Below are 22,565 nucleotides of genomic sequence, written 5' to 3'. Positions count from 1 at the left end.
CGTTCCCCTTGAATGACCAACATATTCAAGGCCGCGCAGAGGTGAATTGCAAGATGTACGCTCAGCTTTCTTCCAGATCGGCCGCCAGACGGAATCCGATGCGGTTGGCTGGCTTGTCCTCGACCGATTTGGGCAGGGCGCGCAGCATCACGTTCAGCTGGCTGACATGCTGCACCAATTGCGTCCGCGCGCCGGGCCCGTCCGAGCCATAAAAGGTGATCATATCAGGGTCGAAATAGCCCATCCCTTCGATCCGCATCACGCCTGCATCGCCACCAGTGAAGCCCATGGCGACCTCGTGATCGGCATCCAGCGTTTTCTCGAAATTCTGGATATAAAGGATCAGCCGCTCATAGGCCCATTGCGCCGGGCTTTTGCTTTCAACCGGTTTTTGCAGTGTGTCGGGCAGATTTTGTGTGCCGGATTGAGCGTCAGGGTTGGCATGGACTTCGTAACAGCGGGGCAAGGCCGCCGCTTCTGCTGCCTCGGCCGAGGTTTCGATTTTGTCCATGGCATTACCCTTTGCGTTGAAACTCCCAAGCCCCGTCTGCGCGCCGCGTCCGGGTCACCGCTCCAATGTGATAAAGATGGTTCAGATGTGCAACCGACTCGACCAGCGCCAGCCCATATTCGCCATCGCCGATCTGGCGTTTGAACAGGGGCGGAAAGCACTCGGCGGCGGTTTTGGGTGTGTCCAGATAGTTTTGCAGACGCTCCAACGCACCATGGTGATTGTCGATCAGTTGCTTCATCCGCAGCGGAAGGCCAGTGAAGGGCAGCTTGTGCCCGCCCAACGCCAGGTGATCGGGGCGCGCCAACCCTTGCAGCCGCTCACAGGCCTCAAGCCATTCGGCCACCGGATCGGCCAGCGGCTCGGTCACATAAACCCCCAGATTGGGGCTGATTGAGCTTAGGATCTGATCGCCGGTGATCACCAGATTGTCGTCACGGCTCCAGAAGGTCGCGTGTTCGGGGGCGTGGCCATTGCCCATATGCACGTCCCAATCGCGCCCGCCCATTCGGATCACGCTGCCCTGCTTGATCCGGGTAAAGCCCAGCGGCATCGGATAGACCGTGTCGCAGAAATTGAACGGCCGTTCGGTCATGCGTTTGGCCAAGAAATCCGCATCCATCCCGGCGCTGCGGTAATAATCCAGCGTCTCGGTCGGCCAGGTTTCCTGCACGTCCAACTGCAGCATCCGCGAAAACAGCCATGCGGTGCGGGTTGTCACCAGCTCGGCCCCGTGTTCGGACTGGAACCAACCGGCATTGCCGACATGGTCAGGATGGTGATGTGTCACCACCACCCGTTTGACCGGCTTGCCGCCCAGCGGGCCCGCCATCAAATCAGCCCATATGCCGCGCGTCTTGTTCGAGGACAGACCGGTGTCGATCACCGTCCAACCGTCACCATCATCCAACGCATAGATGTTGACGTGATCCAGCGCCATGGGCAGCGGCAAGCGCATCCACAGCACGCCTTCGGCGACCTCAGTCGCCTCGCCCGGGGCCGGAGCCTCGGGCCAGGGATAACGGATCGTCAAAGGGCTCTGGCCGTCCATCAGGCGGCCAGTTCTTCTGCGCTGAGACCGTAGACATCTTCGGCCCCGTTTTGCGCCTGCGCCAGCAGACCTGCGTATTCAGGCAGCAGTGCGTTGATGTAGAAGCGCGCCAGCTTGAAGCGCGGACCTTCGGGCTCGGCCAGCGCCGCCTTCAGGTGGTAATGCGCGCCCAAAATGCGGGCGAAGGCATGCAAATAGGGCACGGCACCGGCAAAACGGTTGTTCATGTCGGCCTGCGACACCAACCACTCGGTGGCCTCGCGCAGGCTTTCGGTGGCTTCCCAGACCGGACCGGCCAGTTCCGGCATGGTCGCACGGGCCGTTTCAGCGTGATCCTCGATCTCGTCCAGAAGACGGCTGGCCGCTTCGCCGCCATCCATCATCTTGCGGGCCACAAGGTCCATCGCCTGAATGCCGTTGGTTCCCTCATAGATCGCTGTCACGCGGACATCGCGATAGAACTGCGCCGCGCCGGTTTCCTCGATGAAGCCCATTCCACCGTGGACCTGCACGCCCTCTTCCGAGACGCGCATGCCTGTTTCGGTTCCAAACGCCTTGCTGATCGGGGTCAGCAGCGCAGCGCGCGACACCCATTCGGGATCATTGGTGGCCGTCGCCATGTCGATCGCCGCCGCATTGGCCAGCATGATCGCCCGCGCCGCAAACGTGTCGGCACGCATGCTCATCAGCATCCGCCGTACATCGGCGTGGTCGATGATCGTCCCCGAGGGCGTCTTGCCCTGCTTGCGTTCCAGCGCATAGGCCAATGCGTGCTGATAGGCACCCTCGGCCACGCCAACGCCCTGACCACCCACGCCCAGACGCGCGTTGTTCATCATGGTAAACATCGCGGCCATACCGCCATGTTCCTTGCCCACAAGCCAGCCTTTGGCACCGTCATACTGCATCACGCAGGTCGGCGAGCCGTGAAGGCCCATCTTATGTTCCAGCGAAACCACTTTCAGGTCATTCGCCACGCCGGGATTGCCGTTTTCGTCTGGCAGGTATTTGGGCACCAGGAACAACGAAATCCCCTTGGTTCCAGGGACGCCGTCGGGCAGACGCGCCAGAACAAGGTGGCAGACGTTTTCCGCAAAATCGTTGTCGCCCCAAGAGATGTAGATTTTTTGGCCCGACACCGCGAAAGTACCATCGCCATTGGGTTCCGCTTTTGATGTCAGCGCACCCACATCCGAACCGGCCTGCGGTTCGGTCAGATTCATGGTGCCTGACCACTCGCCCGCGATCATCTTGGGCAGGTACAGCTCTTTCAGCGCATCACTGGCGTGGTGTTCCAACGCTTCGATCTGGCCCTGCGTCATCAGCGGGGCCAATTGCAGTGACAGACAGGCCGCTGACATCATCTCGTTTACGGCGGTTGTCAGAGTCATCGGCAGGCCCATGCCACCATATTCGGGATCCGCGCTCATGCCGATCCAGCCGCCTTCGGCAATCGCTTTCCAGCCGTCACCATAACCCGGTGAGGTGCGCAAAACACCGTTCTCCAGCCGCGCCGGCTCCAGATCGCCGGGGCGTTGCAGCGGGGCCATGACCTCTTCGCACATCTTTCCAGCTTCGGTCAGAATCGCGCTGACCACGTCTTCGCTGGCTTCCGAAAACTTGTCAGTGGCGGCGATCTGTCCGAAATCGACCGCGTGGCGGAACAGGAATTCGTAGTCAGAGACTGGTGCGCGATATGGCATGGCTTCACCTCGGGGCTGTATAAAGGTCTGCAACGGCGGGGTTGGAAAACCCAGCGCCCACCGTTATTCATCTGGATTTGGACGATTACGTACCTGTCCCCATGATACAAGCAATCAAAACGCGGCGTCACCACCCATGATCCCCAACGGAACACACGAACTGTTCGCCGACCCAGACGGAATTGCGCAGGCAGCGGACCTGCTGCGGCAAGGACAGCTTGTCGCTTTCCCGACCGAAACAGTCTACGGGCTAGGCGGCGATGCCTGCAACGGAGAGGCCGTGACCCGCATTTATGCAGCCAAAGGCCGCCCCAGTTTCAACCCATTGATCGCGCATGTTGCATCGGTCGACGCCGCAAAACGATTTGTGACATGGTCCGATCAGGCACAGGTCCTGGCAGATGCTTTTTGGCCCGGCCCGCTGACTTTGGTTTTGCCATTGCGCGCTGACCATCAAGTGTCGTCTCTGGTGACCGCTGGACTAGATACACTGGCCATTCGCGTTCCGGCCCATCCAACGGCACGCGCTATTCTCGAAGCCTTTGACGGGCCCGTTGCAGCGCCATCAGCGAACCCGTCAGGGCAAATCAGCCCGACAACCGCTGATCATGTGTGGGCCGGGTTGGACGGACGCATTGCCGCTATCGTGAACGACGGCCCGTGCGGGGTCGGTCTGGAATCGACGATCGTTGGACTGGCCGGTGATCCAACCTTGCTACGGCCCGGCGGCGTCGCGCTGGAAGAGATCGAGAGCACCCTGAACACCCGCCTCCATCTACATCAAACCGGAGATCTGCTGACAGCACCCGGCCAGTTACTATCCCACTACGCGCCCGATGCCCCGGTTCGCTTGAATGCTGACGCCACTCAGGGGGACGAGGTGCTGTTGGGTTTTGGGTCTGTTCCTTGCGACCTCAACCTGTCGGCTAAAGGCAATTTGGTCGAAGCCGCCGCTAACCTGTTTGCAGCGCTCCACCAGTTGAATACCACCGGTCGACCGATTGCGGTTTCGCCAATCCCAGATCACGGCCTTGGGGCAGCAATCAATGACCGTCTGCGCCGCGCCGCTGCACCGCGCGATCGCTGATCAGGCACGCCCGGCGCTGGCCGACAAAGTCAACGGATCAACACCCAAAGTGGCAAGCGCGGCCTCCCATTTCTCGTCATCGGGGACGTCGAACACCAGTTTCGAGGACGCATCCGTGGTCAGCCAGCCATTCATGGCGATCTCATCCTCAAGCTGGCCAGGCCCCCAGCCGGAATAGCCCAGCGCCAATGTCGAATTGAGTGGACCACGACCCGAGGCCAGATCTTCAAGGACGTCCAATGTCGCGGTCATGCTGAAATCATCCGAAATTTTCATCGAATGAAGATTCGCATCATAGTCTGAACTGTGCAGAACAAAGCCGCGCGACATCTCGACCGGCCCACCAAAATGTACGAGGCGTTCGCCCACGACAGGGATTCGGCAGGCGATGTTGAGCTGCCCAAGCAAAGTCTTGATCCGCAGGTCTGACGGCTTGTTGATGATCAGACCCATCGCCCCATCATCTCCGTGGCTGCACATATATACCACCGAATGATCAAAGCGCGGATCGCCCATACCCGGCATCGCAATCAACAGTTTTCCGGTCAGGTCCATAAGATGGCATCTCTTGCTTGGTGCCCTTCAACAATGGCCCCGAGCGGCGGCGATTGGCAAGAGATCAGCGCAGATTTCCGCAGATTTCATTCGAGTGACCTGAACGTGACTTGGAATCTGCGTCGGGACCGCGCATTTATAGGTTATGAACGTACATATGACAGTCTCAGCGGTCGCATTGACCTTCGCCCTTGGATTTGTTGCCCCGGCATCCGGTCAGGTGACTGGTACCGTGGCAGAATTGGATATTCTCGACGGTGGTCGCACCACGCAGGGAACCTATATGACAGCCGTGCGGGTGACGTTGGATGATGGGTGGAAAACCTATTGGCGCGCGCCCGGTGATGCAGGCATTCCACCGCATTTCGACTGGAACAGTTCGGACAATGTTGGGAACGTATCGATTACTTGGCCGACCCCTGAAGTCTTTGTCCAGAATGGACTGCAATCCATCGGGTACGAAGACCAGCTTGTTCTGCCGGTTGAGATTACACCGAAGAATCCCAGCCAACCAGTGCACCTGAAAGGCACGATGGATCTTGGCGTGTGCAAGGAAGTCTGCATCCCGGCACAACTGGACTTCGATCACAGACTGAACGCCGATGCCGGGCGCAACCCGACCATTGCCGCAGCACTCGCGCAGCGCCCCTATTCCGCAAAAGAAGCAAGGGTCGCTCAGGCCAGCTGCCGCCTGACACCGACATCGGACGGGATGCAGATCGAAGCTCGGGTGACCATGCCCTCGGCTGGCGGTCAGGAACTGGCAGTGATTGAGCCCGGCAATCCCACTCTTTGGGCATCACAACCCGACACTGAGCGCCAGGGTGACACGCTTGTTGCCACGTCCGAAGTGATCAGCGCATCCGGGGCCCCCTTTGCGTTGGAGCGGTCCGAGATCAGGATCACAGTTCTGGGCGCAAATCACGCGGTTGACATCAAAGGGTGCAGCGCGGGCTGATCCTGATGGTTCAAACGCCAAAAATCGGGGCACTGGCCGTCGTCATACACGACGCGCAGGTTCTGCTTGTGCAACGCAGCAAACAGCCAGACGCCGGATTGTGGGGCTTTCCCGGCGGTCATGTGGAATGGGGCGAAACCGTTCTGCAAGCCGCACAACGCGAATTGCATGAGGAAACCTCGGTCACGGCGAAGCCTCTGCATTATCTGGACAATCTGGATCTGTTGCGACGGGACTCGCACGGTGCTGTAGTGTCGCATTATCTTTTGGTTGGTGTGGTGTGCGCATACCAGTCCGGGCAGCCTGTTGCAGGCGACGATGCGCTGGATGCGCGTTGGTTTCCTTTGGAACAGATACGGCGCGGTGTCCTGCCCATGAGCAATCGGGTCAATGATCTATTGGAGACGGCGCTGCGCCGAAACTAGGCCGAGCGGGCCTTGAGTCGTGCGAAAAACAGGCCAGACGCGGCGATGCTGAGCACAAGAATGACAACCGCTCCCACAACAAATGCGCCCAGCCCCATTTGCAGGGCTACGAGGCCGTCCGCAGACCCATAAAGCCGAGACAATATACCCAAAGGCGCACCCGTAATGACCGGGAGCACCATGGTTATGCCGAACCAAACCAGCAACGCTGTACCGGTGGCGGCAAGAGCGCCCTGCACCACCCGGTCAGGCGCGCGCACCGCGCGCCGCATAGCCGTGATCGGACGCGACAGGTCGTTCAGAATGCCCAACAGCGCCGGCACCAGAACCAGTACCAAAATCATCCCGAAGGCCAGGCCATAGACCAGAGTAATCACCGTCGGCTTGAGGAATTGCGCTTGTTGCGACCCCTCATACAGCAACGGGGTCAGGCCAAGAACAGTCGTCAGCGTTGTCAGCATAACCGGACGCAATCGGTCTGCGGTTCCTTCGATGATAGACGGCACCAGCCCGCGATCCAGCTGATAAGCATCAATCGTCGTCACCAAAACGATCGAGTCGTTGATGATAATCCCGGTCATCCCCAGCAGCCCTACAACGGTGAACATGCTCAGCGGCACCTCCCAGATGTAGTGGCCCCAGATCGTTCCAACCAACCCAAACGGAATAATCGCCATAACGACCAGAGGTCGCGTCCAACTGGCAAAGACCCAAGCCAGAACAAGATAGATGCCGGTCAGACACAGGATAAGACCGGTGCGGGCCTCGGACAAAAACTCATCCTCCTGCTCGCTCAAACCCGCCATGGTCCATTCGACCTGACGTTTGGCGGCGATGTCGGGTAGAATTTCCTCGCTCATCGCGCGGTTTATCTCTTCGGCGCGGGTGGGGTCGTCTTCCGCGATGTCGCCATTGACCGAGATGACCCGCAGGCCGTTTTCACGGCGGACAGTAGAAAACCCTGACTTGCGCTGAACTGATACGATATCGGCCAGCGGCACATACACGCCATCCGGAGTCCGCATCAGTGTGCGTTCCAGGAAATCGGCAGTCAGCTCGTCCTCGGGCAATTCGACCCGGATTTCAGCACTTCGGGGACCGTCGGGGAAGGTCGCGGCCTCAATCCCGTTCAAACGATCGCGCAACACACGGCCAAGTGTTTCAATCCGGAAGCCCAGTGCTTGTCCCTGCGCCGTCAGATCCAGAATGAACTCTTCCTTGTCATAGGCAAGATTATCCTCCAGCGCCGAGACTTCGGGGTATTTCGAAAGCTCGGCCTGAAGGTCTTCGGACGCGGCCTTAAGCGTGTCTACGTCTGCGCCATAAAATTGCACGTCAATCGCATCACCACCCGGCCCCGACCGCCAGCCACGGAAGCTGAGCAATTCGACCTTGGGATGGCGCGGGACGAAATCCTGCAATTCGCCAACGAATTCAAAACTGGAATAGGGGCGCAGATCGGCATCGATCAACTCGATCGAGATGCCACCAAGAAGATCTTCGTCCTTGCCATCTGCCGCAGACAGTCCGCGGCCCGCCGATCCGCCAATCTCGGACAAGACATAGTCAATGGGATTGCGCCCATGGCGTTCTTCGTAAATTTGCCCCAATTCGTCCACGGCGGTCTGCAACTGACGCATCATGGCCAGAGTGTCATGACGCGTCGCGCCTTCTGCCATTATGAAATTGCCGGTGACCGAACCACGCTCGGGCGCATTGAAGAATCGCCACTTCACATCACCTTTGATGAACAGCGCCGCCTGGCTTGCCAGGATCAGGATCATCAGCGCCACAACGACATAACGCGCCCAGATGACCCATGCGATGAATGGGCGGAACAACCGATCGCGCACCCAGCGGAACCCGCGATTGACGACCCGGTTAGGCCAATCATACCAGTGTTCTTTCGCGGAATGTGCAATGGCGTGGGCCATATGGTTCGGCAGGATCAAAAAACACTCGATCAACGAAGCGATCAGAACCGCGATCACAGTGAAGGGAATGTCTCGGATCAACTCGCCGAACCGGCCGCCGATCGCGGTCAGACCGAAAAAGGCAATGACCGTTGTCAGGGTCGCGGCAAAAACCGGCATCGCCATGCGCCGCGCCGCGCTTTCAGCTGCCACCATCGGGGCCTCGCCCAAGCGACGAGCACGGAAATCGGCATGTTCACCGACAACAATTGCGTCGTCCACAACGATACCCAGCGTGATGATCAGACCAAACAGCGACACCATGTTGATCGACAACCCGCCAATATACATGAAAGCAATCGCCGCAGACATCGCCACCGGGATCCCCGCCGCCACCCAGAACGCGATACGCGCATTCAGGAACAGAAAGAGCAGACACACAACCAGCCCCAGGCCCATGAGGCCATTGTCGATCAGGATGTCCAGCCTGTCGGTGATTGCCTGCGCGCGGGTTCGGATCAGCTCGACCGACACGCCTACGGGCAGGCTGGCCTGCATCTCGGCCACGACCTCCTCGACAGTGCCCTGAATCTCGATCGCGTCCCCTAGGTTCGAGCGATCCACCCGCACTGACATCGCTGGATCTTCACCTACGAAATAGCTGCGAATTCGGTCAACGCCCTCAAGGCGGATCTGCGCCACGTCGCCGATCAGCAACTTGGACCCGTCAGGGAAGTTGCGCAGCGGGATGCCTTCGATTTCCTCAGGTGTTCGCTTCTCGGTGCCGGTGCGAATGCGGGCATTGGCACCCGTAACATCCCCGGCGGGGTTAGCCGTGACTTCGGCCGCAACGGCAGTCGCGATCTCGGACAGTGTGATATCGTTGGCAATCAACTGCGCGGTCGGAACCTCAACCACCACGCGCGGTGCAGCCAGCCCCCGGATGGTCGTCCGCGTAACACCCACGGCAAACAGGCGGTTGATCAGTTCATCGGTGAATTTGGCAAGCTGATCCGGGGCAACAGGCCCGGTTACCACCACATCCGTTACACGGTCCCGCCACGCACCGCGTCGGATCGTAGGCTCTTCGGCATCTTCTGGCAGGTTGGTCACGCCATCAACGGCTGTTCTGACTTCTTCTACTGCGCGAGACATGTCCCAATTCGGCTCGAACTCCAGCCGAATGCTGGTCCGCCCCTCGCGCGAGGTCGCCTCGGTACTGGAAACGCCCTCAACCGCCAGCAGCGCAGGTTCAAGCGCCTGAACGATTCCGTTGTCCACATCCTCGGGACCCGCCCCCTCCCACACGACGTCGACGTCAACACGTTCAAGTATGACGTCTGGAAAGAACTGCGCCCGCATGTTGGGCAAAGCCGCCACACCCAGCACCAACAAAACCAGCAGCAAAAGGTTCGCCACTGTGCGATGCCGGGTGAAATAGCTGAGTATACCGCTTGCCGCGCCGGGGATCTCGCGCATCATAGCGGTTAACCTCCGGCCCGGTTTTCAATGCGGCGCACCAGAGATGCCGGAACTTTCGCCTCGCTGAGCTGCCCCAGGACGCGGTCTTTCATATCCTTCGGCATCTTGTCGCTGGCCTCGACCTGCGCGACAAGCTGCGCGCGCTGCTCGTCCGACAGCTCGACCAAATCGGGTTCAGCCCCAGCATTGGCTTCGATCCGCAAGGGGCGGACACGAACACCAGCACCCAGCAACGGCGTGCGCCCGATGACAACCTCGCGGCCGTCCAGACCTTTGCCCCGCAACAAAACCTCGTCTCCCTGACGACGGATCAGTTCGACCGGCAAAGCTTCGAGCCGGTCATCCGTGCCCAGCACCAGAACCGTGCCAACCGCATCCAGAACCGAAGATGGCAGCCGCACTACATTGTCCAATGGCTGTTCCTGCACGGTCACTGTCACGAAGTCACCGGGTTTGAAACCCGACGTGTTGTCCATCCGCGCATAAAGCAAGCGCCCCGTTTGCCCCTCGCCGGCTGATCCACTATCGCGGCTTATGCGACCAGTAGCGGACAGATCAGTGCCCGTGACCTCAAGCGAGACCGTGACAGGTGCGTTGATCAGATCGCCCTCGGCATCCAGTAAACGCACGAATTGCGCGGTCGAAACGCGGAACGCGACTTCAAGCGCATTCGGATCGACCAGTTCTGCCAGTTTTTCATTGGCCGATACCAAACGGCCTTCAACCAGCGTTACATCCGTCAATGTCCCGCCAAAACGGGCGCGGACGGTCATGTCCTCCAAATCACGTTCGGCGGCCTCAAGCGCGATACGGGCGCGTGACAATAAAGTTGTGGCTTGATCCACCCGCGACTCGGCCTGCGCCAAGGCGATCCGGCGGGCCAGAACGGCCTGCTGCGCTGCAGCTTCGGCCAATTCGGCTTCTTCTACCGATGCCGCGGCGCCAACACCCCGGCTTTGCAGGTCTTTTTGCCGTTGCATGGCACGCCCACGCAGCTCTGCCTGTGCCTCGGCCGAATTCAACTCATCCTGAGCAAGCAACAAAGACCGCTCGGCGTCGCGTTCTTCGAATTGGGCATCCAGCAGATCTGACTTGGCCCGATCCAGCGCCGATTGCGCATCGGCGGGGTCCAGTTCGACCAAAACCTCGCCGGCACTAACGGAACCACCATCCTCGAAGTCATCCGACAGAGACACTACGCGCCCGCCCAGTGCCGCGCGCAGTTCCAAGCGTCTGCGGCTTTGTACTTCACCAAATGCCTCGAGATAGGGTGTCACGGTTTCCAATTCGGCTGGACGAACCGTAACAGCAAAAATACGTTCACGCGCCTGCGGGGCCGCGTCTTCACGCGTCAACAAATCCTGAACCGCGCCCGCAATAATCTGGGCGGCCGCAAACAAGAGAGCCAGCGTCAAAGACGCTAGAAACACTCCGACAAGGCTTTGCCTCAGAAAACGCATATTGCACTTACCCCGGTTGCATCAGGCTACCTGCCGCAAAAGGTAGCTGTGCGGTCAAAAATGCCAAGCCACAAAGCGGTTATGAACAGTTGAACGTGCGACCAGTCTACTTCCGTCGCAGATGTTCGTCCAATCTTGGCATTATTTCCACGAAATTGCAGGGACGGTGGCGGTAGTCGAACTGCTTTTCAAGAATCGCGTCCCAAGCATCCTTGCAGGCGCCAGGGCTGCCGGGCAATGCGAACAGATAGGTGCCGCCGGCCACGCCCCCCGTGGCGCGGGATTGAACGGCCGAAGTGCCGATCTTCTCCATCGACACGATCGTGAACACTGTTCCGAAGGCTTCGATCTCTTTCTCATAGACGTCCCGATGCGCCTCGACCGATACATCGCGCCCGGTCAGACCAGTGCCACCGGTCGAGATCACAACGTCGATATCCGGATTGGCGACCCAGTCGCGCAACTGATCAGCAATCTGAGCGCGCTCATCGCGGATGATCTTGCGGTCCGCCACCAAATGACCTGCCTTTTCGATACGCTCCACCAGTGTCTGCCCCGAGCGGTCCTCGTCCAGCGAGCGGGTGTCCGAGACGGTCAGAACCGCGATCCGTACCGGAATGAAGTCTTTGGTTTCGTCGATGCGTGACATCTTGCGTCAAGCCCTTTCCATAATGGCAAGCCGGATGGCAAGGGCGGTGAAAATCCCTCCTGTCACCCAGCCCATGATACGCGAGGCGCGCGGGTTCGAGATCAGAACCTTGCCCGCGCTACCGGCAAACACCCCGACCAGCCCATTCACCACAAACCCACCCAGCGCTATCACCACGCCAAAGATCAGGAATTGCGGTAGGATCGGACCAAGGGCCGGATTTACGAATTGCGGGATAAAGGCCAGCACGAACAGAATGACCTTGGGATTGGTCAGGTTCACAACCATGCCATCCCTGAAAGCGTGATGTGCGGGTCTGGCGGGTGTTTCTGCAGATATAGCCCCGTTTCGGATCGCGCCCCAGGCCAGATACAGCAGATAGGCCACGCCCATCCAGCGGATCACGTCAAACAGCCACGGCAGCGCCGCCACCGCGGCCCCCAGCCCCAGCCCGGCCAGCAGGACGTGCACCATAAGCCCGACCGAGACGCCAGCACTGGCCACCAAGGCCGGTTTAGACCCCGATTTCAGACCCTGCCCGAAACAGAACATCATATCCGCGCCCGGCGTGAAGTTCAGCGCCAAAGCCGCCGGTATGAAAGCCAGTAAGGTGACAGTTTCAATCATGCCGCACCCTCAAACCAATTCACGCGCGGCCCTAGATTGGCGATCTGAGTGCGTCCCAGCGTACCGCGATATCCCCAACTGTCGTGGATATGCCCGTGCAACGACAACTGTGGCTGTAGCCGCTCAATAGCGTCACGCACGGCGGTAGATCCTACCGCATCACCGGTCGACGTCACATCTCCATAGCCTTTGGGCGGAGAATGCGCGATCAGGATGTCAGTCCCATCGCAGCGGTCCAGCAACTCGGTCGCCTCGGCCTCGGTCAGGTCGCAGGACCAGTCTCCGAACGGTGTGAGCGGCACGCCGTAACCCAGACCGAACAGGCGCAGGCCGTCTATTGTCATGCCCGAGCCGTGCAGGACATGAACACCCTGCGGCGCGGCCTGTGTTAACTCCTCGGCGCTTTCGGCATTGCCGGGCACCAAAACCAAAGGCGCGGCGATGCCGGACAGCATCTCCATCGCTTCGTCCAAACCTTGCCGCATCTTGCAGAAATCCCCGGCGCCAATCACCAAATCAGCTTCTGCGCTAGCTGTAACCAGTTGGTTGGCGTGGTTGCGGGACATATGCAGGTCGGAAAAGGCCAGAATGCGCATCACTTGCCCTCCAACCGGGCTTTCAGCTCCAGCAAATCGGCCCAGGCTTGTCGTTTGGCCTGTGGCTGGCGCAGCAGATAGGCGGGGTGGAACATAGGGATCACCGGTAGGTTCATCGCCTGATCCCAGTGACCGCGCAGTCGGGTGATGCCGCGTTTGCCCAGCACCGCCTGACAGCTGATATTGCCCATGACCACCAGAACCTCGGGCTTGGCCAAGGCCACGTGCCGTTCCAAAAACGGCTTCATCATCCCGATCTCTTCGGGCTTGGGATCCCGGTTTTGCGGAGGCCGCCATGGCAGCACATTGGTAATGTAGACGTTCTTGTGACGATCCAGATCAATCGCGGCTAACATCCGGTCCAATAACTGACCCGCGCGGCCGACAAAGGGTTTACCTTCGCGATCTTCCTCGCGCCCCGGAGCCTCGCCGATGATCATCACTCGCGCCCCCGGCGTGCCATCGGAAAACACCAACTGCCGCGCCCCGCGCTTCAGCTCGCAATGGTCAAACGCCTCCATGGTCGCGCGCAATTGATCCAGCGATCCCGCGCCTTGAGCCGCAGCTGTGGCCACCGCAGACGGATCAACCTGTTTGGGTTTTTCCGGCGCCGCCTGCGCCACAGGTTTCTTGACCTTGGGCGCGGTGTCAGGCAACGCGTAGCGGTCTATCGGCACATCCCCGATAGACTCGGTCGCGCCCAGTTCGATCTGCCAGTCCAAAAGGGCTCGCGCCGTGTGATAATCCAAAGCCGATTCCATGCCTCACAATCTAACCAGCTTTTGACCGAGGGAAAGCGAATAGCACTTGATCGACCCGGCAACCGGGCAGACCATGGCACTATTCATGCCGAGCCTTATTCGATTCTTTCTGGTTATCTTGCTGCTGATCCCCGTCAGCACCTCTGGCTTTGCGCAGGTGAACGACCGTTTCGGCGTTCAGAACCGAGGTATCCAAGATCGCAACGGCTTCCAACAGCGCAACCGTATCCAGAACCAATGCCGCGCGGGGCAACTCAGATGTGGACGGAATTGCTGCCCCGTTGGACAACGCTGCAGTTTTGACGGAAACTGCATCCCGCCCGGTGGCACCTATTGCGGCGGCGGCTTTTCCTGCGGTCCATTTGAACGCTGCGTCGGCAATCGCAGATGTGCCCCAAAGGGCGAAAACAAGTGCCGGTCCAGTCTGGACTGCCCCAGCGGCACCGCCTGCAACGGGCGTGGCGAATGCGAAGCGATCCAGCTGGAATTCACTCTGCCCCGGCCAAAATGCGACGATGGCCGCACCTGCGCCAGCGGCACAAGCTGCCTGCCCGGCGGTGGATGCACCCGCCCCGGCTGGTTCCTGTGCGAAGAGACCGGATCACAATGTCGGCAGGGTTTCAAATGCTCGGCCAATCAGGGCTGCGTCCCGGTCAAAGCGGTCGATTGCGGCAATGCCAAATGGTGCAGACCCGGCGAGCGATGCCTGCCCGAAGGCGGATGTGAGAAACTGCCCGAAGGCTCTGAACCATAGGTTGCTTTAGCACCCACAGGTTTCTATAAGCGGCTCGATTGTCAGACAGGAGCCCGCCCATGCGTTTCGCCCATCGTCACCTTCTTGGCATCGAGCATCTGTCGCAGTCCGATATCACCGCCATTCTGGATCTGGCCGAAAAATATGTCGATCTGAACCGCCAATCGACCAAGCATTCCGATGTGCTGTCGGGGCTGACGCAGATCAACATGTTCTTTGAGAACTCGACCCGCACACAGGCCAGCTTTGAGCTGGCAGGCAAACGGCTTGGCGCGGATGTGATGAACATGGCGATGCAGGCCAGCTCGATCAAAAAGGGAGAAACCCTGATCGACACGGCGATGACGCTGAATGCGATGCATCCCGATCTGCTGGTGGTGCGGCACCCGCATTCCGGCGCGGTGGACCTGTTGGCGCAAAAGGTGAATTGTGCCGTGCTGAATGCGGGCGACGGCAAGCACGAACACCCCACGCAGGCGCTGCTGGACGCGCTGACCATCCGCCGTGCAAAGGGCCGCCTGCACCGTCTGAACATCGCAATTTGCGGGGATGTGGCGCATTCCCGCGTGGCGCGGTCGAACCTGATCCTGCTGGGCAAGATGGAAAACCGCATCCGCCTGATCGGCCCACCGACGCTGGTGCCCTCGACCTTTGCCGAGTTCGGGGCCGAGATCTACGACGACATGAATGAGGGCCTTCAAAACGTCGACGTCGTCATGATGCTGCGCCTTCAACGTGAGCGGATGGATGGCGGGTTCATCCCCTCGGAGCGCGAATATTACCACCGCTACGGGCTGGATGCGGCGAAACTGGCGCTGGCCAAGCCCGACGCGATCGTCATGCATCCCGGCCCGATGAACCGCGGCGTGGAAATCGACGGCACGCTGGCCGATGACATCAACCGGTCCGTCATTCAGGAACAGGTGGAGATGGGCGTCGCCGTCCGCATGGCCGCGATGGAACTACTAGCCCGCAACCTGCGCGAGGCCGCATGAGCGACCTGACCGTTGCCCCCCATGAACGCGGTGTGATCCGCCTGTTCACGCTGGACATGCGCCCCGAAGAGGCAAAGTTCCTGCGCGAACCTGGTGCCGCCGATACAGTTCTTGGGGTCGATGGTTTGGATAAAGGGCAGATCGATATCTTTCCGGTCTCGGACCTCGAAGACCTCGGGCTCTATGGATATTTGCATGAAGGCGGCGGTGTGTCCGAGGATCAGCTAAACCGCACAATGCTGGATGCTATCGAAGGCTGGGTCATGGCCGTCCGCAGCGCAGCTTTTCGCGGCCAAGCTGCGACACTGAACCCCGACCCACGGGTACGCCTGTTGGGGCTATACACCGAAGAGGCAACAAACTGGACCGGCGGCGTGATCGAGACCGAAAGCGCCAAGCCCTTCTCGGCCCCCCAGAACCCCGTAGAAAACAACGCACCGCGCCGCATCGGGTCCGCGATCCTAGCGGTGATCGCATTGCTTATTGTCGGAGGTGCCCTATGGCTGATTCTGTAGTCTTCACGCCACATCGAAATGCCTATATCCAGACCAACCTGACCCTAGCAGCTATTGCGATGGCCGGAGCGATGATCGTGTTGTGGCTGATCGGCAATCCCTATGTCTGGACCGGCGCACCTGCAGGGTTGGCCGCCATCGGGTTTCGCGCGTGGTATCTAGCCTCGGAAGAGCTGACAAACACATGGGAGATGTCGGACACCACCCTCACCGGCCCCGGCCCACGCACTATTGCCCTGAACCAGATCGAGGCCGTCAACACGATGGGCAGTTTCGTGCAGGTTGTCACCAAAAGCGGCGACAAGCACCTGATCAAGTACCAAGCCGACCCCGCCGCCACCAAAGCCACCATCGAAAGGGCCATGGGATGAGCGACGACTGGTGGCGCAAGAAAATACCCGACACTGAACAGGTGCTGTGGCATGGGCGGCCTTACCAGGGGTACTTTCCTTCGCGCCTGAGATGGGCATATGGCATTCTAATTGTCTGCCTTGCGCTCGGTTGGGTTGCCAGCCCTTGGTTCGCGGAGACTTTGCGCGACTATTGGAAGCTTATCGGATGCACGCTGCTGCTGGCGTTCTTCATGTGGTGGGAACGGTTAATCCGCATGCGGCGCGTCTATGTTGTGACCAATCGCAACGCCTGGTGGATCAGCGAGATATTTAAAGCAAAATCCTTGTCCATTAATCCCGACCTGAAATTCTATCGCAACGGACGCAACATCGTGTTTTCGCAACTGCGTTTCCTGGTATTCGAATACCTCCCCGCCCCTGACTCCGCAATGGAAGCCCTGACCAAAGCCCAAGAGGCCCAGACATGACCGCCCAGATTTTCACCAACGCCCGAATGATCGACCCCGAGGCGGGAACGGATGCCCTCGGTTGGCTACTGATTGCGGACGGTCAGATAAAGGACCACGGCAAAGGCGCAGCCCCGACAACGGACGCGCAGATGATCGATTGCGGCGGGCAGTGCCTCGCCCCCGGCATCGTGGATATCGGCGTCAAGGTCTGCGAGCCAGGCGAACGGCATAAGGAAAGCTATAAATCTGCAGGTCTGGCCGCCGCTGCCGGAGGTGTGACCACCATCGTCACCCGACCTGACACCAGCCCAGCGATCGACACGCCGGAAACACTTGAATTCGCTACCCGCCGCGCACAAGCAGATGCGCCGGTGAATGTTCTGCCAATGGCCGCGCTGACCAAAGGGCGCGAGGGTCGCGAGATGACCGAGATCGGCTTTCTGCAAGACGCAGGCGCCGTGGCCTTCACCGATTGCGACCACATGATCGCCAACACCAAGGTATTTTCCCGTGCTCTGACCTATGCGAAATCCTGCGGGGCACTGGTGATTGCGCATCCGCAGGAACCCGGCCTCAGCGCCGGAGCGGCCGCTACCAGCGGCAAGTTCGCCGCGCTGCGTGGTTTACCTGCCGTTTCGCCCATGGCTGAGCGCATGGGGTTGGACCGTGATATCGCCCTGCTGGAAATGACCCGGGCCAAATACCATGCCGATCAGATCACCACCACCCGCGCCCTGCCCGCGCTGGAACGCGCCAAACGCAACGGGTTGGACATCACCGCAGGCACATCGATCCACCATCTGACGCTGAACGAGTTGGACGTGGCCGACTATCGCACCTTCTTCAAGGTGAAACCGCCTCTGCGGTCCGAGGGTGACCGGCAGGCGGTGATCGAGGCGGTGCGGACCGGACTGATTGATACAATCAGTTCCATGCACACGCCGCAGGACGAAGAAAGTAAACGTCTGCCTTTTGAAGAAGCGGCCTCGGGGGCGGTTGCGCTGGAAACGCTGTTGCCTGCCGCACTGCGCCTTTACCATGCCGAACAGCTTGATCTTCCGACCCTGTTCCGGGCGATGGCTTTGAACCCGGCAAAACGGCTGGGGTTGGACAGTGGGCGTCTGGCCCCAGGCGCACCCGCCGATTTGGTCCTGTTCGACCCGGATGTGCCTTTTGTGCTGGATCGTTTCAGCCTGAAATCGAAATCGCAGAACACACCGTTTGACGGCCAGCGCATGCAGGGTAAGGTCACCGCAACCTACGTCGCAGGTCAAGAAATCTACCGGAGACCCTGATGCCCCCGTTCGACAGTTCCATGGCCCAACTTATCCTCTGGGCTGCAGTGGGTTACCTGATGGGGTCTATCCCTTTTGGTATGATTGTCGCCAAAGTCATGGGGCTCGGCAACCTGCGCAATATCGGATCGGGCAATATTGGCGCCACAAACGTGCTGCGCACCGGGAACAAGCGCGCCGCCGCGCTGACGCTGATATTTGACGCCGCAAAAGGCGCAATGGCCGTCCTGCTGGCCCGGATCGTGGCTGGCGAAGACGCTGCACAAATCGCTGCGCTGGCCGCCTTTTTGGGTCACTGCTTTCCAGTGTGGCTTGGCTTCAAGGGCGGCAAAGGTGTTGCAACCTTCCTTGGGCTATGGCTGATGCTGGACTGGCGGGTCGGTGTTGCCTGTTGCCTGACATGGCTGTTTGCCGCAGCAGTCTGGCGAATCTCGTCTTTGGCAGCGCTAAGCGCTGCCGCGATGTCGACGATATGGGTGATGTTTCTGACCAATGGCACGGCGTTTGGATTGGGTGTGGCCCTGACCTTGCTGGTCTACTGGCGCCACGGGGCAAATATCGCCCGCATCCGGGCCGGAACGGAACCCAAAATCGGAAAGTCTTGACCGCGCTGGCGCCGTTCCTGACGGCGGTTTTCCGCATCCCGCTTGGAACGTCAACTGGGCGCAGCCACGGGCGTCGCTATGTCGTGAGCCGAACCGCGCTGGCAGGCGGCAAGTCCATAAAGCTGGTAGCACACGAGCTTGGCGGGACCGATTACATCAGCCTGAACCTGTACATGACGGCAAATAGTGGTGCATTGCTGCGCCCGTGTGAGATGCCGGCTGATAAAGTGATTGAATTCGTTGTTGGTTTTGCGCCCGATTCCTAAGCTCTACTCTGCATATTTGCACAAAACCTATTCTATTACGCACAATCACAATTGATTGTTTTGAACGTGATCACAGCATTACCCACTTCGGTTTCGTGACGGCCAATTACCGACCGCACGGAACAAAATCGAAAGGGCCACTCAGGCACAATTCAGGGTGTCGTCCGGTGGCTCAATTCACGAAAGGTGAAAACCATGAACAAGATCAAATCCCTCATCGGCGGCGTTGCGCTGTCTGTTGCAGTTGCAAGCACGGCGATGGCCGCAGGCGTTGACCTGAACGCAAGCTCGACCGGTCTGGCGCTGCAGGGTTATGACCCGGTTGCCTATTTCACCGTTGGCGAAGCCACCAAGGGCGACTACCGCATCACCGCGCTGCACAACGACGCTCTGTACCGCTTTGCAAACGAAGAAAACAAAGTCGCGTTCGAAGAAAACCCCGAAGCGTACCTGCCCGCATATGGCGGCTACTGCGCATTCGGCACCGCGATGGGCTTCAAGTTTGACGGCGACCCGAACTACTGGAAAATCGTTGACAACAAGCTGTACCTGAACCTGTCGGCCGACATTCAGGAACGCTGGGAAGGCGACATCCCGGGCTTTAACGAGCGTGCGGACGCCAACTGGAAAGACATTGCCGACAAAACTCCGGCAGAACTGCAGGCGCAATAATCCGCCTACGCACTCCAACACAACGGCGGCAGAGCATTCTGCCGCCGTTTTTCTTTTGTTTTCAATTCACTCACACACTTTCCCTAACCGCCTCTGCTTCGGATTGTCCGGAATGCCCGTGCTGCGGATGCCCGCGTCGACCTCGCGCTTTAACCCGTGAATGATCCAGCCTCTCGCTCAAACGTATTCAAGTATGTGAGCGCACGATCATCCGTGGGTCGGCACAAAAAATCAATTTGAGGGAAAGGAACACAATATGAATAAACGTCTTTTAGCAGCGACAGGCATTGCATTTCTGGCCGCAGGATCCGCTGTTGCGCAGTCTTCTGGCAACTGGACGGGCTTCTACGGCGGTCTGCAGGTTGGTTATGCCGATATCGACACCAACGTCTCTGGCATCGATGGAGACGGCGCGATCGGCGGCATCATTCTGGGTTATGATTACGATCTGGGGGATTGGGTCGTAGGTGGCGGCTTCGACTATGACTGGACCGATGTTGATCTGGGCGGCGCGGCCACGGTCGAGGACGTCTGGCGCATCAAGGCCCGTGCGGGCTACAAGGTCACGTCAGTGGGTTTGCTTTATGGCATCGGCGGATATGCCGAGGCTGGTACCGACAATTTGAGCAGCGATAATGGTTGGTTTATCGGTGCTGGTTACGAACATATTGTGGCACCCAATGTCAGCATTGGCGGTGAAATCCTGTATCACGAGTTCAACGATTTCAATTCATCCGGCGTTGATGTTGACGCCACGACCTTTCAGGCCCGTGCGGCCTATCGGTTTTGATTTAACGCCTCCAGAAACGGTCCCGGCACACGTCGGGACCTTGCCAGACTACAGCTCCAAGACCGTACTTCCTGTCGTCTGACGGGCTTCAAGCGCGCGGTGGGCGTCGGCGACCTGCTCAAGCGGAAAGCGCTGGTCGATGTGGATTTTCACCTCATTCCCCTGCACCTTGTTGAACAGGCGCCGCGCCATGGCCTGACAGACGGCGTGATCAGCGGTGTGAGTAAACAAAGTCGGTCGCGTGATCTTGAGCGAGCCTTTCTTGGCCAGAATGGCGATATCCATCAACGGCACCGGCCCAGAAGCATTGCCAAAGGAAATCATCATACCCAGAGGTTTCAGGCACTCCAGAGACCCGGCAAATGTCTGTGCACCAATCGAATCCATCACCGCATCGACGCCCTTGCCACCCGTGATCTCGGCGACCCGCTCGGCAAAATTCTCGGTCCGGTAGTTGATGCAGTGTGTCGCCCCGTTGAACTGAGCCAGACTGCATTTTTCATCCGTTCCAGCCGTACCAATCAGCTTGATCCCCTCGGATTTGGCCCATTGGCACGCAATCAGCCCGACACCACCGGCGGCGGCGTGGAACAGAACGGTGTCACCCCGTTTCAGCGGGGTCGTGCGGTGAAACAAATACTCGACAGTCATCCCCTTAAGCATCATGGCCGCAGCCGCATCAAACGAGATATCATCAGGCAAAGGGCAAACCTGTGCGGCCGGCATCACGCGCGCCTCGCAATAAGCACCAGAGGGGTTAGCCGCGTAGGCTGCGCGTTGGCCCGGTTGCAGATGGGTGACGCCTTCGCCCACCGCTTCGATCACCCCAGACGCCTCCATTCCCAATGCGTGCGGCAAGTCCATCGGATAGAGGCCCGTCCGCTGATAGACATCAATGAAGTTCAACCCACAGGCTTGATGACGAATGCGAACTTCGCCCGGTCCAGGATCGCCTATCGGGCGGTCTTCGATCTTCAGAACCTCGGGGCCGCCGTGTTCGTGAATGACGACGGTACGTGCCGTTTGCTGCATACTCACCTCCTGTAACCTGGGGCCAAGCTAACACGCCTGCGATCCAGAGCAATCGGCACAAGTAGGTCCAAGGCGACCCAAACGCAAAAAATTATGCTATACTGGTGTTTGAGCGTTGCCGGCTGGTCCGGCCAAAGGCAACTCGTACCGGATCATCTCTGCGGCGCTGATAGGCAAACGCGAGGGGATGACGATGGTCAGGACGATAGGAAATCCGATCAGCTGGGCGGCCCAAACGCTGGGAGCCACCAGTGATCATGTTGCAGAGAGCGTCACCGGAATTGGCGGCGCTGGGACACCCAAAATGCCCAAGGTTCAGACGCTAAGTTTCAGCGACCTCTGGGCGTGTCTGAGAGCCGGATCCGAAGATTTCATGGAAACCCGCGCAGATGCGGTCTTCGTAGTATTGATCTACCCTCTGGCGGGCTTGCTGATGTTCGGGTTCGGCCTGAACCGGAATATGATACCTTTACTGGCCCCCCTGATCGCAGGTTTCGCATTGATCGGGCCTGTGGCGGCCGTGGGTCTTTATGAAATCAGCCGAAAACGCGAGCAAGGGGCCGAAGCCCATTGGCTGGATGCACTTGGTGTATTCCGGTCACCCTCGTTCGGGGCCATTTTGACACTGGGCTTCTATCTGGTGGCGCTTTTGCTGATCTGGTTGATGGTCGCGCAAAGCATTTATGTTCAGACATTGGGTCCTGATCTGCCGACCTCGTTCAGCACTTTCTTAACCCAAGTCTTCACAACAAAGGCAGGCTGGGTCATGATCCTGTCTGGCATCTTGGTCGGGTTCTTCTTCGCCCTTATCGCATTGGCCACAAGCGTGATCAGCTTCCCCTTGCTTCTTGACCGCAAAGTCGGGGTGCCACTCGCCGTAGTGACATCGGTTCGCGTTCTGCGGCACAACCCATCGGTCATCCTGACCTGGGGTCTGGTTGTGTCCAGTGCGTTGATACTGGGCGCGATCCCGATGTTACTGGGGTTGATTGTTGTCATTCCGGTTCTGGGCCACGCCACCTGGCACCTGTATCGCTGCGCCGTGACCTGAACCGGAAGAC

General features: G+C 59.3%; 25 protein-coding genes. 14 read left to right on the top strand and 11 right to left on the bottom strand.

Annotated features, from left to right (window positions below):
- Window positions 1-61 precede the first annotated feature (61 nt).
- The 3 genes from ACR0DX_RS05230 to ACR0DX_RS05220 are packed head-to-tail and all read right to left on the bottom strand — an operon-like array spanning window position 62 to window position 3,265.
- Window positions 62-511 (bottom strand): DUF6173 family protein, encoded by a 450-nt coding sequence (locus tag ACR0DX_RS05230; RefSeq protein ID WP_170353572.1) that lies wholly within the window; start codon window positions 509-511, stop codon window positions 62-64.
- A 4-nt stretch (window positions 512-515) separates the two neighbouring features.
- Window positions 516-1,562, bottom strand: coding sequence for an MBL fold metallo-hydrolase (locus tag ACR0DX_RS05225; protein WP_170353573.1), 1,047 nt, complete (start codon window positions 1,560-1,562; stop codon window positions 516-518).
- A complete protein-coding gene (locus ACR0DX_RS05220; protein ID WP_170353574.1) occupies window positions 1,562-3,265 on the bottom strand; it encodes an acyl-CoA dehydrogenase family protein in 1,704 nt (567 codons plus the stop codon). Before ACR0DX_RS05220 ends, ACR0DX_RS05225 begins: the two co-directional genes overlap by 1 nt.
- A gap of 136 nt (window positions 3,266-3,401) precedes the next feature.
- On the opposite strand from ACR0DX_RS05220, the gene ACR0DX_RS05215 reads away from it, so the two are divergent.
- Entirely contained in the window at window positions 3,402-4,352 is a 951-nt protein-coding gene (locus ACR0DX_RS05215; RefSeq protein ID WP_480845398.1) for an L-threonylcarbamoyladenylate synthase, read from the top strand.
- Here the strand turns inward: ACR0DX_RS05215 and ACR0DX_RS05210 are convergent, their stop codons facing one another.
- Window positions 4,353-4,907 (bottom strand): YqgE/AlgH family protein, encoded by a 555-nt coding sequence (locus tag ACR0DX_RS05210; protein WP_170353576.1) that lies wholly within the window; start codon window positions 4,905-4,907, stop codon window positions 4,353-4,355.
- 157 nt (window positions 4,908-5,064) lie between these two features.
- Here ACR0DX_RS05210 and ACR0DX_RS05205 point away from each other — a divergent pair, with 157 nt between their 5' ends.
- Together ACR0DX_RS05205 and ACR0DX_RS05200 are read left to right on the top strand one after the other, a co-directional pair.
- Window positions 5,065-5,865 carry a protein-disulfide reductase DsbD domain-containing protein gene (locus tag ACR0DX_RS05205; RefSeq protein ID WP_480845396.1) on the top strand — a complete coding sequence of 267 codons (801 nt, stop codon included), beginning with the start codon at window positions 5,065-5,067 and terminating at the stop codon, window positions 5,863-5,865.
- A gap of 5 nt (window positions 5,866-5,870) precedes the next feature.
- Window positions 5,871-6,290 carry an NUDIX hydrolase gene (locus ACR0DX_RS05200; protein WP_170353578.1) on the top strand — a complete coding sequence of 140 codons (420 nt, stop codon included), beginning with the start codon at window positions 5,871-5,873 and terminating at the stop codon, window positions 6,288-6,290.
- Here ACR0DX_RS05200 and ACR0DX_RS05195 read toward each other — a convergent pair.
- The 6 genes from ACR0DX_RS05195 to ACR0DX_RS05170 all read right to left on the bottom strand — a co-directional run bounded on the left by ACR0DX_RS05195 (window position 6,287) and on the right by ACR0DX_RS05170 (window position 13,778).
- On the bottom strand, window positions 6,287-9,685 hold the full coding sequence (locus ACR0DX_RS05195) for an efflux RND transporter permease subunit (RefSeq protein WP_480845393.1): 3,399 nt from the start codon (window positions 9,683-9,685) through the stop codon (window positions 6,287-6,289). The two genes, ACR0DX_RS05200 and ACR0DX_RS05195, sit on opposite strands and share 4 nt — an antisense overlap.
- Before the next feature lie 5 nt (window positions 9,686-9,690).
- Window positions 9,691-11,145, bottom strand: a complete 1,455-nt coding sequence (locus ACR0DX_RS05190) for an efflux RND transporter periplasmic adaptor subunit (protein WP_170353580.1) — start codon at window positions 11,143-11,145, stop codon at window positions 9,691-9,693.
- Between the two features lie 106 nt (window positions 11,146-11,251).
- Entirely contained in the window at window positions 11,252-11,794 is a 543-nt protein-coding gene (gene moaB / locus ACR0DX_RS05185; RefSeq protein ID WP_170353581.1) for a molybdenum cofactor biosynthesis protein B, read from the bottom strand.
- 6 nt (window positions 11,795-11,800) lie between these two features.
- Window positions 11,801-12,421: a LysE family translocator gene (locus ACR0DX_RS05180; protein ID WP_170353582.1), complete on the bottom strand. Its 621-nt coding sequence runs from the start codon at window positions 12,419-12,421 to the stop codon at window positions 11,801-11,803.
- Window positions 12,418-13,017, bottom strand: coding sequence for a metallophosphoesterase family protein (locus tag ACR0DX_RS05175; RefSeq protein ID WP_170353583.1), 600 nt, complete (start codon window positions 13,015-13,017; stop codon window positions 12,418-12,420). The genes ACR0DX_RS05180 and ACR0DX_RS05175 overlap by 4 nt, the downstream gene beginning before the upstream one ends.
- The gene (locus ACR0DX_RS05170; protein ID WP_170353584.1) at window positions 13,017-13,778 is read right to left on the bottom strand and encodes a uracil-DNA glycosylase; all 762 of its coding nucleotides are present in this window, start codon (window positions 13,776-13,778) and stop codon (window positions 13,017-13,019) included. The genes ACR0DX_RS05175 and ACR0DX_RS05170 overlap by 1 nt, the downstream gene beginning before the upstream one ends.
- A gap of 73 nt (window positions 13,779-13,851) precedes the next feature.
- On the opposite strand from ACR0DX_RS05170, the gene ACR0DX_RS05165 reads away from it, so the two are divergent.
- The 10 genes from ACR0DX_RS05165 (at window position 13,852) to ACR0DX_RS05120 (ending at window position 20,472) form a co-directional block, all read left to right on the top strand.
- Window positions 13,852-14,532, top strand: coding sequence for a scavenger receptor class F, member 2 (locus tag ACR0DX_RS05165; protein ID WP_170353585.1), 681 nt, complete (start codon window positions 13,852-13,854; stop codon window positions 14,530-14,532).
- 59 nt (window positions 14,533-14,591) lie between these two features.
- Window positions 14,592-15,527: an aspartate carbamoyltransferase catalytic subunit gene (locus ACR0DX_RS05160; protein WP_170353586.1), complete on the top strand. Its 936-nt coding sequence runs from the start codon at window positions 14,592-14,594 to the stop codon at window positions 15,525-15,527.
- Window positions 15,524-16,042 (top strand): hypothetical protein, encoded by a 519-nt coding sequence (locus ACR0DX_RS05155; RefSeq protein WP_170353587.1) that lies wholly within the window; start codon window positions 15,524-15,526, stop codon window positions 16,040-16,042. Before ACR0DX_RS05160 ends, ACR0DX_RS05155 begins: the two co-directional genes overlap by 4 nt.
- A complete protein-coding gene (locus ACR0DX_RS05150) occupies window positions 16,027-16,413 on the top strand; it encodes a hypothetical protein (protein WP_170353588.1) in 387 nt (128 codons plus the stop codon). Before ACR0DX_RS05155 ends, ACR0DX_RS05150 begins: the two co-directional genes overlap by 16 nt.
- Complete coding sequence (locus tag ACR0DX_RS05145) at window positions 16,410-16,862, top strand: hypothetical protein (protein ID WP_170353589.1); 453 nt, start codon at window positions 16,410-16,412, stop codon at window positions 16,860-16,862. The genes ACR0DX_RS05150 and ACR0DX_RS05145 overlap by 4 nt, the downstream gene beginning before the upstream one ends.
- Window positions 16,859-18,139: a dihydroorotase gene (gene pyrC / locus ACR0DX_RS05140; RefSeq protein ID WP_170353590.1), complete on the top strand. Its 1,281-nt coding sequence runs from the start codon at window positions 16,859-16,861 to the stop codon at window positions 18,137-18,139. Before ACR0DX_RS05145 ends, pyrC begins: the two co-directional genes overlap by 4 nt.
- The gene (plsY, locus tag ACR0DX_RS05135; RefSeq protein ID WP_170353591.1) at window positions 18,139-18,744 is read left to right on the top strand and encodes a glycerol-3-phosphate 1-O-acyltransferase PlsY; all 606 of its coding nucleotides are present in this window, start codon (window positions 18,139-18,141) and stop codon (window positions 18,742-18,744) included. Before pyrC ends, plsY begins: the two co-directional genes overlap by 1 nt.
- Window positions 18,741-19,010 carry a hypothetical protein gene (locus ACR0DX_RS05130; protein WP_170353592.1) on the top strand — a complete coding sequence of 90 codons (270 nt, stop codon included), beginning with the start codon at window positions 18,741-18,743 and terminating at the stop codon, window positions 19,008-19,010. The genes plsY and ACR0DX_RS05130 overlap by 4 nt, the downstream gene beginning before the upstream one ends.
- Before the next feature lie 195 nt (window positions 19,011-19,205).
- Window positions 19,206-19,682, top strand: coding sequence for a YHS domain-containing (seleno)protein (locus tag ACR0DX_RS05125; RefSeq protein WP_170353593.1), 477 nt, complete (start codon window positions 19,206-19,208; stop codon window positions 19,680-19,682).
- A 256-nt stretch (window positions 19,683-19,938) separates the two neighbouring features.
- A complete protein-coding gene (locus ACR0DX_RS05120; RefSeq protein ID WP_170353594.1) occupies window positions 19,939-20,472 on the top strand; it encodes a porin family protein in 534 nt (177 codons plus the stop codon).
- A gap of 48 nt (window positions 20,473-20,520) precedes the next feature.
- Here the strand turns inward: ACR0DX_RS05120 and ACR0DX_RS05115 are convergent, their stop codons facing one another.
- On the bottom strand, window positions 20,521-21,504 hold the full coding sequence (locus ACR0DX_RS05115) for a quinone oxidoreductase family protein (RefSeq protein WP_170353595.1): 984 nt from the start codon (window positions 21,502-21,504) through the stop codon (window positions 20,521-20,523).
- A gap of 193 nt (window positions 21,505-21,697) precedes the next feature.
- Between ACR0DX_RS05115 and ACR0DX_RS05110 the strand changes: the two genes are divergently transcribed.
- Window positions 21,698-22,555 carry a DUF2189 domain-containing protein gene (locus ACR0DX_RS05110; protein WP_170353596.1) on the top strand — a complete coding sequence of 286 codons (858 nt, stop codon included), beginning with the start codon at window positions 21,698-21,700 and terminating at the stop codon, window positions 22,553-22,555.
- Window positions 22,556-22,565 lie beyond the last annotated feature (10 nt).

It is taken from the genome of Ruegeria sp. D3 (genome assembly GCF_056534465.1).
The sequence above is the reverse complement of the archived record's forward strand: the minus strand, read 5'-3'. Positions and strand labels throughout refer to the sequence as shown.